The organism is Streptomyces zhihengii (assembly GCF_016919245.1).
Taxonomy (GTDB): Bacteria; Actinomycetota; Actinomycetes; order Streptomycetales; family Streptomycetaceae; genus Streptomyces; species Streptomyces zhihengii.
The window spans coordinates 6,301,620-6,316,739 of sequence record NZ_JAFEJA010000001.1; the positions used below are offsets into that span (position 1 = coordinate 6,301,620).

Genomic DNA, 15,120 nt, shown 5'->3' on the forward strand with positions numbered 1-15,120 from the left:
ACCTCGACACCTCAGAACTTACTTGCGGGTAACCAAGGTCGCCGCAGGAGGCACGGAGTGTCAAGCATGAGCACCGGGCTCGGGGTGGTGCGCCGCCGGCACACCCGCGGCCTCGGCGAGGGCCGGCCCGAGATTCTCCTTGCGCATCCGCTGGTCGACGTAGAGCAGGGCGAGGACCAGCGGCGGGAAGACCGCCGTCACCGCCTGGCCGATGAAACCGCCGAGCAGCACGAAGGCGAACGTGACCACGGCGACCGTGATCGCCGTGCCGCTCCCGGACGAGCCGTCCGACAGCGAGGCGGGCCCCGCGGGGAGCAGGCTCAGCAACTGGAGCGGCAACTGGACGAGGTACGCGGTCGCCGCCGCCATCACGAAGGCCAGCAGCGAGACACCGAAGACCCGCCACCAGGCGCCGCGCACCAGCTCCGCCGAGCGGGACAGCGAGCGGACGACGCCCTGGCGCTCGAAGATCGCGACCGCGGGCGCCAGCGAGAACCGCACCCACAGCCAGACCGCCGGCGGGCCGGTGAGCAGCACGCCGAGCAGGCCGCCGAGGAAGATCCAGCCGAACCCGGGCGCGCCGTCGGACAGCAGCGAGATGAACGCGAAGATCATGCCGAAGAAGGTCACGGCCAGCAGTACCAGCGGGACGGCCGCGATCAGCCCGCAGAGCAGCAGGCTGCCCAGCACCGCCCACACCCTCGGCAGCACCCGCCGCCACAGCGTCCCGAACGAGCAGGGCCGACCGAGCACCGCGTCCTGGAGGACCGCCGGACAGGCCGCGTTGACCAGGGCCCCCGCCACCAGCATCACGACGACACCGGCGAGGTAGACGCCGCCGAAGGCGGAGAGCAGCGGCCACAGCTCGTCGGCGCCGGCGGACTCCGGGGCATCGGCGATGTGCTCGATGTCGTGGGCGAACACCGCGTACGCCATGGCCAGCGCGGCGCCGAACAGTGCCACCGCCCCGCCGTAGGCCACGGCGGTGAAGCCCAGCAGCTGCTTCCAGTGCCGCCCGAGCGTCGCGAACGCCCCGCCGAGGACGCCGCCGACGCCGAGCGGGGGAGCCAGCGGGATCACCCCCGGCTTCGGCGGCACGGGCGGCGGCGCCCACCCGCCGCTCCAGCCGGAGGAAGGGCCCGGAAAGGGCGGGTGGGCGTAGGTCATCTCTGGTTCCCCCGATGCCGGACGACGGCGAACGGCGGTCACCGGGTCGGCGCCGCCGGACGAACAAGGTAGCGACCGCCGCGCGCCCGTCCGAACCCGCCCCCCGCCCCTTACCTGCGGGGAAGCGCCGGGACGAACGCGCCGGGGCCGGCAGCTTGGGGCGCGATCCGCTGGGCGGGCGGGCGGTCAGCCGGTCGGGGCGGTCGAGCGGTTGGCCGGTCGAGCCGGTCGGGGCGACCCTGGTCTCTCCCCCGCAGGGGCCTGCCCGGCGGTCACCGCGCTCCCGGGCGCGGGCCCGGCCCACGCCTGCCGTCCCCGCGCCGCCTGCCGCCCCGCCCTCCCGGCCCCTCGCACCCCTCTTGCTCCTCGCGCCCCTCCGGCCCCGCGGCGTCCCGCCGCCGACGCGGCGCGACCGGGAGGTGAGACCGGTTGGCCCGGGTGCGGCCCCGGCGGTTAGGTTTCCTGTCATGACTGACTCGTCCGACAGCACCACCGCTCAGCGCACCACCGGCGCCGTGGCCGCCGGTCTCGCCACCCTCTCCGCCGAGGGCGTCGTCCTCGACACCTGGTACCCCGCTCCCGCGCTCGCCGCGGAGCCCGGCCCCGCCGGCACCGAGCGGCTGACGGCCGAGCAGGCCGTCGGGCTCCTCGGCGAAGGCGCCGCCAAGGCCGTCGGCCCGGACGCCCGCCGGGGCGTCGAGGTCGTCGCCGTCCGCACCGTCATCGCGTCCCTCGACGACAAGCCGCTCGACGCCCACGACGCGTACCTGCGTCTGCACCTGCTCTCGCACCGGCTGGTCAAGCCGCACGGGCAGAACCTCGACGGGCTGTTCGGCCTCCTCGCCAACGTCGCCTGGACCAGCCTCGGTCCGGTCGCCGTGGACACCCTGGAGACCGTGCGGCTCAACGCCCGCGCCGAGGGCCTGCACCTCCAGGTGACCTCCGTGGACAAGTTCCCCCGGATGACGGACTACGTCGCCCCCAAGGGCGTGCGCATCGCCGACGCCGACCGCGTCCGCCTCGGCGCGCACCTCGCCGAGGGCACCACCGTCATGCACGAGGGCTTCGTCAACTTCAACGCGGGCACCCTCGGCACCTCCATGGTCGAGGGGCGCATCTCCGCGGGCGTCGTCGTGGGCGACGGTTCGGACATCGGCGGCGGCGCGTCCACCATGGGCACGCTGTCCGGCGGCGGCAACGTCCGCATCGTGATCGGCGAGCGCTGCCTCGTCGGCGCGGAGGCGGGCGTCGGTATCGCCCTCGGCGACGAGTGCGTCGTCGAGGCCGGCCTCTACGTCACCGCCGGCACCCGGGTCACCATGCCCGACGGCCAGGTCGTCAAGGCCCGCGAGCTGTCCGGCGCGAGCAACATCCTCTTCCGCCGCAACTCCGTGACGGGCACGGTCGAGGCCCGCCCGAACAACGCGGTGTGGGGCGGCCTCAACGAGGTGCTGCACAGCCACAACTGATCGCGGGCGGCCGTGCTCTGCGGCCGCCTCACCGATCAACGCCCTGACCTGCTGCCGAGCTGTCGGCAGCCGTCGACGTCGGGTCAACGCCGAGCGCCCTTCCACGGACCGGGAGGGCGCTCGTGCGTCGACGGAAGGGCACGTGATCTCCGTACCCGAGCACGTGCCGCACCCCGGACCGGGGGTCAGTCCGTGCTCGGGGCCGTGAGGTCCACCCATATCCACGGCTCGCGGTGCCACGCACGCACTTCCCCTACGACGAGGTCGACCGTCACGCCCACAGGCGGCAACTCCCGGGCGAGTCGCGCCACTCCCGGTTCGCTGCTCCGGCGAATCATGTCCAGCGAGGCGCCCACGGGTTCGTAGCCGTCGAGTTCCGCCGTGAGGCCCCACGGCTGGTGACCGGTGATCACCGCTTGGACGGCTTCGCCCTGACGGAGTTCGCTGAGGGGACGTCTCGCCTTGTCTGCCATGACGGCATCATCCCTCCTCGACCCACCACCTTTCCCGGCTCCCACCCCGTCCACCAGCGCCCCCGACGTGACCGGCGGGCGCGGGAGCGTTTCGTCCGCACGGCGGGGCCGTAGCCCTGTGTTCGCTGCCGGGCGGCCCCTTCCGGCGGCGCGCTGCGCGCATGCAGGCAGGGGAGAGACCTCACCGGGGTGGTGGCCGGCCGACGGAAGGCGTCTGCTTGGATGCCGCAGGTGACGACGAATGCCTTCGCCGCCCGTGCGGACGACGCCGATGGCGACCGACTGAAGGCCCTGCTGGAACGTGCGGCCACGGGCCGGGACGGTCAGGCGTGGAGCGACCTCTGGACGGAGCTGTACCACAACGGTTCTCTGGACGTGGCTCATCCGCTGGTGCTGCACACGCTGGCGGACATGGCGGAGGCGGACGAGGCCGACGTGGCGGCTCCGGCCCTCCATCTGGCAGGCGCCCTGCTCGTGCAGGCCGATCAGCGGTACGAGAACCGGAACCTGCGGCGCGAGTACGCCCCTGACGTCGCCCGGCTCCTGGGTGCCGCGAACCGGTGGCGGCAGCTCTCCACCGCCGGGAGCGACTACTGCCCTCTGATCGAGGCGGTCCTCAACCTGGAAGGAGACATCCTCTGGGCAGAGGCCCTGTTCGAGGGCATCCTCAGCGAGGAGTACGAGCTCGAGTGCCCCGACCCCGACGGGTGCGCTCCGGTCTGGGTGGTTCTCGGAGAGCGGGGCTTCTTCAGTACGGCGGAGGACTACGCCCTCTCCGACGACGAGATCGAGACCTTTCCGCTCCACCCCGCCGACCCCCGCGCGCTGGACGGGCTCGGCAGGCGTCTTCACGACCTCGCCCTGCGGGACGGATACGACGACGTGGCGCTTGTCCTGCGCCATGTGTTCGGCGACGCGACCTGTCCCGTGTGCCGTCGGAGATTCTCCGTGGCCGGGCAGATCGCCGGCCTCGGCTGAACCCCCATCGTGTGACTCTGCGTAACCTCTGGCCCGTCTATCGGATAGTCAGGGCGACGCAGAGCCGTACGGCTCTGTCCGGACGGGCGGATGAGGCGAGGATTCAGATGAAGACCAGGCCTGCTGTTCTCACGACGGGCGCGCTGTGCGCGCTGCTCGCGGTGCCGGTGCAGACGGGGGTGGCGCAGGCGGACGAGACGCATCAGAACTCGCACAACGGGTCGCAGTTCAGTCTCGTCCGCACGGGGCAGATCGACGATCCGATGGAGGACGTGCTGGAGCACGCGGCGATCCTGGGCAGCGGGACGACGACCAGCGACGGCGGCGAATGACCGGTTCCGGTACGGCGTGGCAGGGGCCCGCCCGGAGGTCCGGGCGGGCCCGTGTGCGGTCGGCGGGGGTCAGGACGGGTTGAGGGTCCACTTCTGGTTGGCGGCGCCGGTGCAGCTCCAGATCTGGGCGCGGGTGCCGTCGGCGGAGGAATTGCCGGTGGCGTCCAGGCATTTGCCGGCCGCGGTGTTGACGACGTCGTGGGTGGCCGGGTTGTAGGACCACTGCTGCGCGCCCGTGCCGTTGCAGGTCCAGAGCTGGACGGGCGCGCCGTTCGCGGTGGAGGCGCCGCTCACGTCGAGGCACTTGCCGAGGGCGCGGACGGTGCCGTCCGTGCCCGCCGTCCAGCGCTGGGCCGTGCTGCCGTTGCAGGCGTACAGCTGGACGGCGGTGCCGTCGGCGGTCGCGCCGCCGGCGACGTCCAGGCACTTGCCCGCCAGGCCGGTGAGCGTGCCGGTGGTCCCGCCGCCGCCTCCGCTGCCGGGCGTGCCGGCCCAGGTGAAGGTGGCGGTGGTGCGGGCGGGCAGGGTGTAGGTGAAGGACTGGTTTCCCCAGTTCACCCGGACCGACTGGGCGGAGGTGCCGCCGTTGTGGGCGATGAGCGCCTTCGAGCCGTCGGGGTTGCGCCAGGCGACGTTCTGCACGGTCCCGTTGGCGGTGGAGGCGATGCGGTACGCGCCGGGCCGGACGAACTTGGTCAGGTGGCCCGTCGTGTAGTACTCGACCGTGTAGTCGACCTGACCGGCCCGCGCGCCGCCCTCCTGCACGGTGATCAGTCCGGTGCAGGTGCCGCACCCGCCGTTGTGGGGGCCCATGTTCTGGTTGAGCGCCAGGCTCCACTTGACCAGGCTGCTGCTCCAGTTGCGGGCGTAGCCGACGATGTCGGCCATGTCCTCGTTGTGCTGGTTGCCGATCCAGGTGCCGCCGGAGTGCTCGGTGCTGAACTGCTTCACCGACGGGTACTGGTCGTGCACCTGGGTGCCGACCGCCGGGTCGCCGAAGTAGCCGTGCCAGGCGATGCCGCCGAACAGCGGGTCGTTGCGCACGCCCGCGTCGTTCAGGATCGGCGCGCCGAAGTTCGCGTAGTCGCCGTAGTTCCAGTCGTGCACCAGGATCTTGGTGGTGATCCCCGCGGCGCGGAAGGCGGGGTAGACGTGGTTCTTGGTGAACTCGACCAGCCCGGACGGGTTCCAGCTCATGCCGGGGTAGTTCATCGCGGTGGGGTTGCCGGCCTGGCAGCAGTTGGGCTCGTTCTGGACCGACAGGTAGTCGACCTTCACCCCGGCCGCCTGGTAGCTCTGCACGTACTTGACCAGGTACTGGGCGTACAGCGGGTAGTACTCCCACTTCAGCCAGCCCATCTGGTCCATCCGGCCGTTGTCCTTCATCCAGCCGGGCGCGCTCCACGGCACGCCCTTCACCCGCAGGGCCGGGTTGAGCTGGCGGGCCTGCGAGGTCAGCAGGCGCACGTTCGTGTCGTAGCCGTTCGCGCCGAAGTCGTTGAGGTCGCAGCAGGTGTCGTCGAGCGAGACGTGGCCCGGCCGGGACAGGTCGGAGGCCCCGATGGGGTTGCGCACGAAGGACAGGCCGATGCCGTCGGTGGGGGAGAACAGCTTGCGCATCACCGCGTCCCGTGTCGCGGCCGAGACGGCTCCGCCGCGCAGCAGATGGGCGGTGGTGTCCGTGATGGAGGCCCCGCCGCCCTCGAACTGCTGGTAGGTGGTGTTCTCGTCCACCGTGACGGTGTGGTTCGCCGAGCCGCCGGCGGGGCCGAAGGCGATCGGGGCCTGCTGGGCGAGTCCGCGGGTGACGGTACGGCCGCCGGAGTCGGAGGTGGTGGTCAGCCAGACGTCGACCCGTTCGCCGGCCGCCTGCGCGGTGCCGGGACCGGCCATGACCAGGCACCCGGCGACGAGGGCGGTGGCGGTGAGGGAGGTGAGGGACCGGCGTACGGCGGGGCCCGGGCGGCGTCGCTCCCGGGTGCCGGGCGGCCGGCCCGCCGGGCGCCGTACCGAGGTGATCACACGCCTAATTGCGTCATGCACCTGACACTCCTTTGTGTGCCGGACCGGGCCGTTCCCGTGGGGGGTGCCCGGGCGGGGCCGAGGGGAGGGCGCGTCAAAGTCCTGAAGGCGCGCGAGCACCCGAGCCCTGGACGGGGGACTTTTCTCAAGCCATGAAGTTAAGAGGGGGGCCTCGGTGCGTCAACCCTCGGCGCAGAAGTTGCCCGCGGGTGCCCGCCGCGCGTTCCGGACGCGGCGAGTGCCCCGGCGATCGTTCAGGAGTTGAAGGGGGAGGGGTCGGGAAGGGCGCGGCTCGCGGGCTCCCGGCCGCCTGCGGCGAGACGCTCCCAGGCCGCGACCAGCCGCTCGGTCGTCGGGGTGTCCGCCGCCTGGAGCGGCTCGCGCACCGGACCGGCCGGCCGGCCGAGCGCGCCCAGCAGCGCCTTCGCCGTGACCGTGCCGGGCAGGCCCGCCGCCATCATCTCCCGCACCAGCGGCAGGGTCCGCTGGTGCAGGCGCAGGGCGCGGGCGTTGTCACCGGCCTCGTGCGCGTCGAGGATCTCCCGCAGCGGACCCGCGGCCACGTTGGCGACCGTGGAGACGAACCCCGCGCCGCCGACCGCCCGGAGCGGCAGGTTCAGCTCCTCGCACCCGGAGTAGTAAGCCAGGTCGCTCTCCGCGATGACCCGTGCGCTGCCCATCAGGTCGTACGCGCAGTCCTTCACGGCGACGATCCGCGGGTGCCCGGCGAGCCGCAGCATCGTGTCCGGCTCGATGCGGGTGCCGGTGCGGCCGGGGATGTCGTACAGCATCACCGGGAGGCCGCAGCCGTCCGCGATCCGCCGGAAGTGCGCCTCGACGGCGGGCTGCGGCGGGCGGCTGTAGTACGGGGTGACCGCGAGGACCCCGGCGGCCCCGGCCTCCTCGGCGGCCCGGGCCAGCGCGACGCTGTGCCGGGTGTCCGCCGTGCCGACGCCCGCGACGACCGGGACGCGGTCGCCCACGGCCTCGACGACCGCGCGGATCAGGGCGGACTTCTCCGCGTCGGTCGTGGTGGGCGACTCGCCGGTGGTGCCGGAGAGCACCAGTCCGTCGCAGCCCTCGTCGACCAGTAGGGCGGCGAGCTTCCGCGCGCCCCCGGTGTCGAGGGCTCCGTCGTCGGTGAAGGGCGTGACCATCGCGCACAGGGCGCGGCCGAAAGGGTGCGAAGTGGGCATGGCAGCAGTCTGCTCGCCCCGACCGCGCAGCTCCAGTTACACCTTCTGGGGTCGACGATGAAGCAACGCTGTGCGATGGGCGGTGCCGGGCGGCCTGCGACGGGCCGCCCGGCACCGCGCCGGCTCACGGGCGGAAGCGCAGCACCTGCGGGTCGTGGTCGCTGTTCTGGTCCGCGAACTCCGCGTTGATGTGCACGCTGTCGTACGTGAAGCCGGTGATCGAAGGGCTGGTCAGGATCTGGTCCAGCACCTGGCTGTTGCCGTCGTAGATGTACGAGTAGCGCTCGGAGCGCGGCAGGGAGGTGATCGCCGCGCGCAGGGCGCCGTCCGCGGTGAGGGCCTTCGTGGTGCCGGAGAACTCGAAGTCGTTGATGTCGCCGACGACGAGGACGTCCGCCCGGCGGTCGGCCTTCAGCACGTCCTTGACGAAGGCGTTGACCGACTGGGCCTGGAGCAGCCGCTTGGCCTCGGAGGAACGGTTCGGCGGCTGGTGGTGCGAGGCCAGGGACTCGTCGCCGCCCTTCGAGCCGAAGTGGTTGGCGATCACGACGACCGGACGGCCCCGGAAGGAGAACTCGCCGGCCAGCGGCTTGCGGCTGCTCTCCCAGGCCGCGTTCGCCGGGTCGATCCTGCCGGGCGAGTGGGTGAGGGCCGCGCGGCCCCGCTCGCGGACCACGCCCGTGGCGGTCGTCGCGTCACCGGCGCCCCGGTCGGTGAAGGAGACGCGCTCCGGGTTGAACAGGAACACCTGGCGGATGTTGCCGCCGGGCTCGCCGCCGTCCTTGTTGTTCTCCGGGTCCACCGAGCGCCACTCGTACGCCGGTCCGCCCGCGGCCTTGATCGCTTCCGTGAACTTCGCGACCGTCTGCCCGGCCGCGACCGTGCCGTCGTTCTTCGCCCCGTTGTCGTCCTGGATCTCCTCCAGCGCGAGGATGTCGGGGGAGGCGAGGTTCTCCACCACGCCCCTCGCCAGCGCGTCGAACTTCTCCTGCGGGTCGGACGGGTCCAGGTTCTCGACGTTGTACGTGGCCACGGCCAGTTCGCCGGAACGCTGCGGACGGGTGCGCTCGCGCTCCAGGCCGCAGTCCACGACCGTGCCGAGGGCGCGCGCGGTCAGGGTGTAGCCGCCGTACTGGTTGAAGTCGAGCGGTCCCTCGGTGACGCCGGCGAGGACGTCGCCCACGTTCGCGGACGGGAAGGGCTGCTCGGCGAGCGGGGTCAGCGACTGCACCTTGAGGCGGCCGGTGTTCTGCGCCGTGTAGGAGCCGTAGACCGTGCCGCCGCGCAGGTTGGGGTGCTCCCACGGCTTGACCGTGACCCACAGTTCCGCGTGCGCGTTGGTCGCCCCGACCACCCGGGAGGTGCCGACGCGGATGTTGGTGCCCTCCAGGGACTCCCAGTAGTCCAGCGCGTAGGTGCGGGGCCGCAGCGGGAGGCCGTTGATGCTGCCCCCGGCCGCCGCGTCGCCCTCGGGCGCGTACGCCGACGGCACGGACCAGGCGGAGACGGTGACGGGCGCGGGCACCGCGTTGCCCTGCGAGACGACCGTCACCGCCGGCTTGGCTATCTGGGTCAGCGACTGGTTGCCGGAGGCCGCACCGCCCGGCACGTACTCGCCGACCGTGCCCGAGACCAGCACCCGGTCGCCGACGGCGACCGTGGGCACCGAGCCCGTGTAGACGAAGACGCCCTCGGAGGTCGCCGGGTCGCCGTCGCCCTCCGGGTCCTGGAACCAGAAGCCCCGCGAGCCGTACGTCCGCACACCCGTCACGATGCCCGGCACGTCGGCGACCTGGCCGCCCGCGAGCGGCGACAGGCGGGTGGTGCCCTGGATGTCGTGGATGCGCACCGGGTCGCCCTCGGCGGCCCCGGCGGGAGTGGAGCCGGCGAGCAGACCCGCGGCGAGGGCGGCGGCGACCAGCGTCGCGACGGCGGGTGTTCTCGGTACGGCGGAGGAAGGCATCACGGTACTCCGGGAGGTCGGGGTGAGGGTGGTGCGCCCGGTACCGCACACGGACCGGGCAGGTTCTACGCGCGTCAATCTCTTGTCTGGGCAGGGCACTTGTCAAGGGTGCGCAGATGTACGACGGCCCAAGCCCCGGTGAACCCCGCGGGCGCTGCCCGCGGCCCGCCGGACGAATCCCCGGGCGGCGGCCGGGGCCACCCGATTACGTCTACGCTGGGAGGCGCCCGCCGCCGCGCACCAGGCGCGGGCGTCCGTAGACACGCGGAGGAGAACCGCCAGATGCCCGAAGACCGTCCCACCCTTCCGCCGGTCCTGCTGCCACCGGAGGCGGAACTGGCGCGGGCGGCCCTCGCCGCGCCGCTGCTGGCCCGGGCCGTGCGGCTCGCGCGCTGGGCGGGGCCGGAGACCCGGGTCGGCGCGGGCGGCGAACTGGTCACGGAGCAACTCGGCGCGGCGGCACGGGAGCTGGGCCTGCCCGACGGGCCCGACGACGACGGCCCCGCCTACGCGGGCGAGGCCTGGCGGGTCGCCGTGGAAACCGGCCTGGTCGAGGTCGAGGACCCGCAGGACGACGCGGCGGGGACACCGGACGACGACGAGGGCACCGCCCCGGGCGACGACGAGGACGCCGGCGGCGCGGTCGCCGGCGACAACCTCGCCCTCGTCACCAAGGGATCGCCGCAGGACGTGCTCGGCCTGTGGCTCGACGCGCTCGACGTCGTCCTCGCCGACGCCGCCGCACCCGTCATCGACGACCTCCACGACGTCATCGGCGAGGACGGCGGGATCGACTTCGACGCCCTCGACTGGGACCCGGAGGCGGAGGCCGAGTTCCTGGAGGGCGTGCTCGGCAACCTGTACCTGCTGACCGTCACCGAGGCCGGCCCCGGCGACCAGCCCGTCCCGCTGCCCGTGCTGGCCGCCTCCATGGTGGTCCCCGACGACATGGGCGAGCCCACGGACGACGTGCTGGAGCAGGTCTCCGAGGCGATGATGCGCCTCGACGACCAGTTCCGGCTGCTGGAGCCGGTCGGCCTGGTCGACTACCAGCCCGTCGACGAGGCGCTGATGGTCGAGGAGGGCGAGGAGCAGGAGCCGGCCGCCGTCGACGACGAGGACGTCTCCCGCTACGGGCTCGTGCGGCTCACGCCCCTCGGCCTGTTCGGCATCCGCTCCCGGATGCTGGAGGCCGGCGTGGCCGCTCCCGCCGTGGGCGACCTCGCGGACAAGGGCGCCGACGTGCTCCTCGGCGGCCTCACCGGCTACCCCGAACCGGCCGCGCGCGCCGAGACCCTCCAGTGGCTCGCCCCGCGCACCCCGGCCGACGCCGCCCGCGAACTGCTCGCCGCCGCCCGCGGCGGCGACCGGGACGCGCCGCTGCGGCGGCTCCACTGCCAGCAGGCGCTCGCCCTCGTCGGCGCGCACGCCGAGCCCGAGGTCCGCGCGGTCCTGGACGACGCCGAACTCGGCGGCCTGGCCCGGGTCTGGCTCGCGGAGCACGGCGCGGCGGATGTGCCGCCCCCGCCGGAGTCGATGATCTTCTGGCTGGCGATCGACACCATCGCCGCCCAGTTGGACGCCGACGGCGAGGCCGACGAACTCCAGGACCTGGTGGAGGGCCTCGTGGGCCAGCACAGCGGGTTCTTCGACGCGGCCTGGCGGGTGGAGCACCCGGCGACGGCGGACGTCCTGGAGGCGATGGGCCGCCTGCACCGCGACAAGCACCTGGCGAAGGAGGCCCGCAAGGCGGCCTTCAAGTCCCGCTCCCGGGGCGGCGGCGCCGCGTAGCGGCGCCCGGGGCCGGCCCCGGGCCGGGGTGCCTTCGCGGGGTCCGTGCCCGCGGGAGCGGCTGGGCGTGGTCCCGCGCAGAGGCTGCCCGGGGAAGGCCCGCCCGACGTCCGGCGTTCAGGCGGTGTTCGTGCGGGGGCGAGAAGGTGTGGCGCGTATCAGCCACCCGGAATGCGCCCCTCAGGAGACCTGAATGCCGCTCAGCCGCAGGGATTTCACCCGGAACTCCGCTCTCACCGGTGCCGGGGTCGCCCTCACCGGCGCCGTCGGATCGCTCGCCACCGCCCCCGGCGCCCTCGCCGCCGAGGACCGCCACGACGGCCACGACGGCGAGGCCCACGGCGACGGCCGGGGCCGCGAGCCCGGCTACGGCCCCCTGGTGCCGGACCCGGAGGGGCTTCTCGCGCTGCCCGCCGGCTTCTCGTACCGCGTCCTCACCCGCACCGGCGTCACCACCCTGGAGTCCGGCGAGTTCACCCCCGGGAAGCACGACGGGACCGCAGCCTTCGAGGGCCCGCGCGGCGCGACGCTGCTCGTCGTCAACCACGAACTCTCCGGCGCCCGTTCCGGCGTCGCCCACCCCGTGCCCGCGGCCGAGGGCCTCGTCTACGACCCCGCCGCGCCCGGCGGCTGCACCGTGGTCGAGACCCGTCGCGGCGGGGAGGTCGCCCAGTGGGTCGGCATCGCCGGCACCGCACAGAACTGCGCCGGCGGCACCACCCCGTGGGACACCTGGCTGACCTGCGAGGAGACCGAGGTCAAGGCCGGTCAGAACGGTATGACCAAGGACCACGGCTACGTCTTCGAGGTCGACCCCCGCGACCGGCGCGCCAACCGCGACCCCGAGCCCGTCAAGGCGCTCGGCCGGTTCGCCCACGAGGCCGTCGTCGTCGACCCCCGGCGCGGCCACCTGTACCTCACCGAGGACGCCTCCAACCCCAACGGCCTGCTCTACCGCTGGGTCCCGCCGCACGGCTTCACCCACGGCCGCGGCCGGCTGGGCACCCTCGCCGACGACGCGGGCGTGCTCCAGGCCGCCCGCTGCTACGACTCCGGCGGCCGGTTCGTGGACGACCTGTCCCGGGCCACCCGCATCGGCACCGTCTACGGCGTCGACTGGGCCGAGGTGCCCGACCGGGACGCGCGCACCGTGTCCCTGCGCAAGCAGTTCACGGACGACGAGGTCACCCGCGGCCGCAAGCTCGAAGGCATGTGGTGGGGCGACGGCGGCGCCTACATCGTCTCCTCCTACGCCCGCGAGGAGAGCCCCGAACAGCACGACGGCCAGGTCTGGTTCTACGACCCCCGGCGGCGGACCCTCACCCTCAAGGTGCTGCTCGGGGTGAACCCGGACCCGGACGCCGACGGCGCCTTCGACGGCCCCGACAACATCACCGTCTCCCCGTACGGCGGCCTGGTCATCGCGGAGGACGGCGACGGCGTGCAGCACCTGATCGGCGCCACCGACAGCGGCCGCACCTACCCCATCGCCCGCAACGAGCTGAACGCCGGCACCGAGGACGACCCGGACTACAGCGAGTTCGCCGGAGTCGTCTTCTCCCCGGACGGACGCACCCTCTACGCGAGCATCCAGACGCCCGGCATCATGTTCGCCATCACCGGCCCCTGGAAGCGCCAGCCGAACCGCCGCTGACGGCCCGTCCCCGCCGGGCGCGTCACCGGCACGGCTCCGGCCCTTAATTGCGTGGCGCGCCCTGCGGACCGGTCACTACAGTCCTCCCCGTGGACCCCGCCTCCCGGCGCGCGGGCCGCGGTCGCGCCGTGCAGGCGCACCCGCCGCCCGCCCGATCCCGGGAGCCGGATCCACGGGGCGGCCCGGTGCGACCGGCCGACGGATACTTCCACGACAGAGACTGCGGGTTCGAATCCCGTCCGGCTCCGTGCCGGTAGCTCAAATGGACAGAGCACCCTGTTCCGTCACCGAACCTGATCTCGGGCCGCCCGCCCCGCACTTCTCTCATCCGCGGAAATCCGGGGGGATTTTCCCATCACCCGTTTCAACAGCGCCGCAGCGCGCGACGAAGCAGCTCCCTACTCCTACGTCGACCGGCACGGACGCGTCCTCTTCGGCGACGAGGAAGCGCCGCCGGACCGGCCGCGCCCCGTGGGCCGCCCCGTCGAGGGCGGGCAGCTCGTCCGCCCGGCCGCCCGGCCGGACGTCCTGCCGCCGGCGCGCCCGCGCACCTACGAGGGCGGCCCCGGCTTCGCCCGGGACCCGCGCACCGAGCTCTTCCTTCTCGCCGTCGCCCACTTCACGGACACCGGGACCTTCTACGAGTCCGCCCGCGACCGCGACAGCCGCTTCACCTCACTGGTGAGCACCCTCGCCGTCGAGGACCCCGCGTGGACCGCCGGCCTGCTGGGCTGGCTGCGCACCGGGGCACACCTGCGCACCGCCTCGGTCGCCGGCGCCGCCGCGTTCGTGCACGCCCGGCTGGCCGCGGGCGCCGCCGGGCAGGACACGTTCAACCGCCGGGTCGTCGACTCCGTGCTCCAGCGCGCCGACGAACCGGGCGAGCTGCTGGCCCACTGGACCGCCGCCTACGGGCGGGCGGTGCCCAAGCCGGTGAAGCGCGGGATCGCCGACGCGGTGCGCCGCCTGTACGGCGCCCGCTCCCTGCTCAAGTACGACACGGAGAGCAGGGCCTTCCGCTTCGGCGACGTGCTCGCCCTGACGCACGCCTCGCCGGACCCGGCGAAGCCGTGGCAGGGCGACCTCTTCCGGCACGCGCTCGACCGGCGGCACCGCCCCGGCACGGCGCCCGTGCCCGCCTCGCTGCCCGTCCTCGGCGCGCACCGGGAGCTGATGGCGCTGCCGGCGGGGGAGCGCCGCGCGGTCGTCACGGGCCCCGGCGGGGCGGAGCGGCTGGCCGCTGCCGGGATGACCTGGGAGGCGCTGGCGGGCTGGCTCCAGGGCCCGATGGACGCGGCGGCCTGGGAGGCGGTCATCCCCTCGATGGGCCCGATGGCGCTCCTGCGGAACCTGCGCAACTTCGACGAGGCGGGCGTCGGCGACGAGGCGGCGGCCGAGGTCGCCGCGCGGATCGCGGACCCGGCGCAGGTGGCCGCCGCGCGGCAGTTCCCGTTCCGCTACCTGGCCGCGCAGCGGCACGCGCCGTCGCCGCGGTGGGCCGACGCGCTGGAGCGGGCCCTCGGGCACTCGCTGGCCAACGTGCCCGGGCTGCCGGGGCGGACCCTGATCCTGGTGGACCGCTCGGGCTCGATGTGGGACCCGCTGTCGGAGCGGTCCGTGCTCAACCGCGCGGACGCCGCCGCGCTCTTCGGCACCGCCGTCGCGATGCGCTGCGAACAGGCCGACCTGGTGCAGTTCGGCACCTCGCACCACCGGGTCGGCTTCACGCCCGGCGAACCCGTCCTGGGCGTGATGAAGCGCTTCCGGATGCTCGGCGGCACCGACACCGTCCGGGCCGTGCGCGCGCACTACGACGGGCACGACCGGGTGCTGATCGTCACCGACGAGCAGGCGGCCGACGGCCCCCGGCGCGGGGTGACCGATCCCGTCCCGGACGAGGTGCCCGTCCACACCTGGAACCTGGCGGGCTACCGCTGGGGTCACGCGCCCGCCGACGGGCCGCACCGGCATGTCTTCGGCGGACTCAACGACGCCGCGTTCCGGATGGTTCCCCTGGTGGAGAGGGGTGCGGCGGCCGACTGGCCGTGGTTGTGACCTTACCGGCATGGTCAGCG

11 protein-coding genes and 1 tRNA gene are annotated in these 15,120 nt (G+C 73.8%); 7 read left to right on the plus strand and 5 right to left on the minus strand.

What is annotated here, in order from left to right; genetic code table 11:
- Nucleotides 1–60 precede the first annotated feature (60 nt).
- Nucleotides 61–1,167, minus strand: coding sequence for a hypothetical protein (locus JE024_RS26800; RefSeq protein ID WP_205376037.1), 1,107 nt, complete (start codon nt 1,165–1,167; stop codon nt 61–63).
- Nucleotides 1,168–1,634: 467 nt separating this feature from the next.
- Between JE024_RS26800 and dapD the strand changes: the two genes are divergently transcribed.
- A complete protein-coding gene (gene dapD / locus JE024_RS26805; RefSeq protein WP_205376038.1) occupies nt 1,635–2,636 on the plus strand; it encodes a 2,3,4,5-tetrahydropyridine-2,6-dicarboxylate N-succinyltransferase in 1,002 nt (333 codons plus the stop codon).
- Between the two features lie 185 nt (nt 2,637–2,821).
- Here the strand turns inward: dapD and JE024_RS26810 are convergent, their stop codons facing one another.
- Complete coding sequence (locus tag JE024_RS26810; RefSeq protein ID WP_205376039.1) at nt 2,822–3,109, minus strand: hypothetical protein; 288 nt, start codon at nt 3,107–3,109, stop codon at nt 2,822–2,824.
- 231 nt (nt 3,110–3,340) lie between these two features.
- Here JE024_RS26810 and JE024_RS26815 point away from each other — a divergent pair, with 231 nt between their 5' ends.
- Together JE024_RS26815 and JE024_RS26820 are read left to right on the plus strand one after the other, a co-directional pair.
- On the plus strand, nt 3,341–4,087 hold the full coding sequence (locus JE024_RS26815; RefSeq protein WP_205376040.1) for a hypothetical protein: 747 nt from the start codon (nt 3,341–3,343) through the stop codon (nt 4,085–4,087).
- Nucleotides 4,088–4,194: 107 nt separating this feature from the next.
- The gene (locus tag JE024_RS26820) at nt 4,195–4,419 is read left to right on the plus strand and encodes a hypothetical protein (protein WP_205376041.1); all 225 of its coding nucleotides are present in this window, start codon (nt 4,195–4,197) and stop codon (nt 4,417–4,419) included.
- A 69-nt stretch (nt 4,420–4,488) separates the two neighbouring features.
- Here JE024_RS26820 and JE024_RS26825 read toward each other — a convergent pair whose 3' ends face one another.
- From JE024_RS26825 to JE024_RS26835, 3 genes are all read right to left on the minus strand, one after another.
- Entirely contained in the window at nt 4,489–6,312 is a 1,824-nt protein-coding gene (locus JE024_RS26825) for a ricin-type beta-trefoil lectin domain protein (RefSeq protein WP_205376745.1), read from the minus strand.
- Between the two features lie 383 nt (nt 6,313–6,695).
- Nucleotides 6,696–7,637: a 4-hydroxy-tetrahydrodipicolinate synthase gene (dapA, locus tag JE024_RS26830; RefSeq protein ID WP_205376042.1), complete on the minus strand. Its 942-nt coding sequence runs from the start codon at nt 7,635–7,637 to the stop codon at nt 6,696–6,698.
- Between the two features lie 124 nt (nt 7,638–7,761).
- Entirely contained in the window at nt 7,762–9,600 is a 1,839-nt protein-coding gene (locus tag JE024_RS26835) for a DUF8508 domain-containing protein (protein WP_205376043.1), read from the minus strand.
- Between the two features lie 282 nt (nt 9,601–9,882).
- Between JE024_RS26835 and JE024_RS26840 the strand changes: the two genes are divergently transcribed.
- The 4 genes from JE024_RS26840 (at nt 9,883) to JE024_RS26855 (ending at nt 15,100) form a co-directional block, all read left to right on the plus strand.
- Nucleotides 9,883–11,391, plus strand: coding sequence for a hypothetical protein (locus tag JE024_RS26840; protein ID WP_205376044.1), 1,509 nt, complete (start codon nt 9,883–9,885; stop codon nt 11,389–11,391).
- 193 nt (nt 11,392–11,584) lie between these two features.
- Nucleotides 11,585–13,045, plus strand: coding sequence for an alkaline phosphatase PhoX (locus JE024_RS26845; protein ID WP_205376045.1), 1,461 nt, complete (start codon nt 11,585–11,587; stop codon nt 13,043–13,045).
- A gap of 160 nt (nt 13,046–13,205) precedes the next feature.
- Nucleotides 13,206–13,293: transfer RNA gene (locus tag JE024_RS26850), tRNA-OTHER, on the plus strand.
- Between the two features lie 223 nt (nt 13,294–13,516).
- On the plus strand, nt 13,517–15,100 hold the full coding sequence (locus JE024_RS26855; protein ID WP_205376046.1) for a TROVE domain-containing protein: 1,584 nt from the start codon (nt 13,517–13,519) through the stop codon (nt 15,098–15,100).
- Nucleotides 15,101–15,120: the final 20 nt, after the last annotated feature.

Bases quoted from the DNA above. Each gene is read 5' to 3' on its own strand.
- JE024_RS26800 (WP_205376037.1), bottom strand. From the start codon at position 1,167: ATGACCTACGCCCACCCGCCCTTTCCGGGCCCTTCCTCCGGCTGGAGC.
- dapD (WP_205376038.1), top strand. From the start codon at position 1,635: ATGACTGACTCGTCCGACAGCACCACCGCTCAGCGCACCACCGGCGCC.
- JE024_RS26810 (WP_205376039.1), bottom strand. From the start codon at position 3,109: ATGGCAGACAAGGCGAGACGTCCCCTCAGCGAACTCCGTCAGGGCGAA.
- JE024_RS26820 (WP_205376041.1), top strand. From the start codon at position 4,195: ATGAAGACCAGGCCTGCTGTTCTCACGACGGGCGCGCTGTGCGCGCTG.
- JE024_RS26825 (WP_205376745.1), bottom strand. From the start codon at position 6,312: ATGGCCGGTCCCGGCACCGCGCAGGCGGCCGGCGAACGGGTCGACGTC.
- dapA (WP_205376042.1), bottom strand. From the start codon at position 7,637: ATGCCCACTTCGCACCCTTTCGGCCGCGCCCTGTGCGCGATGGTCACG.
- JE024_RS26835 (WP_205376043.1), bottom strand. From the start codon at position 9,600: ATGCCTTCCTCCGCCGTACCGAGAACACCCGCCGTCGCGACGCTGGTC.
- JE024_RS26840 (WP_205376044.1), top strand. From the start codon at position 9,883: ATGCCCGAAGACCGTCCCACCCTTCCGCCGGTCCTGCTGCCACCGGAG.
- JE024_RS26845 (WP_205376045.1), top strand. From the start codon at position 11,585: ATGCCGCTCAGCCGCAGGGATTTCACCCGGAACTCCGCTCTCACCGGT.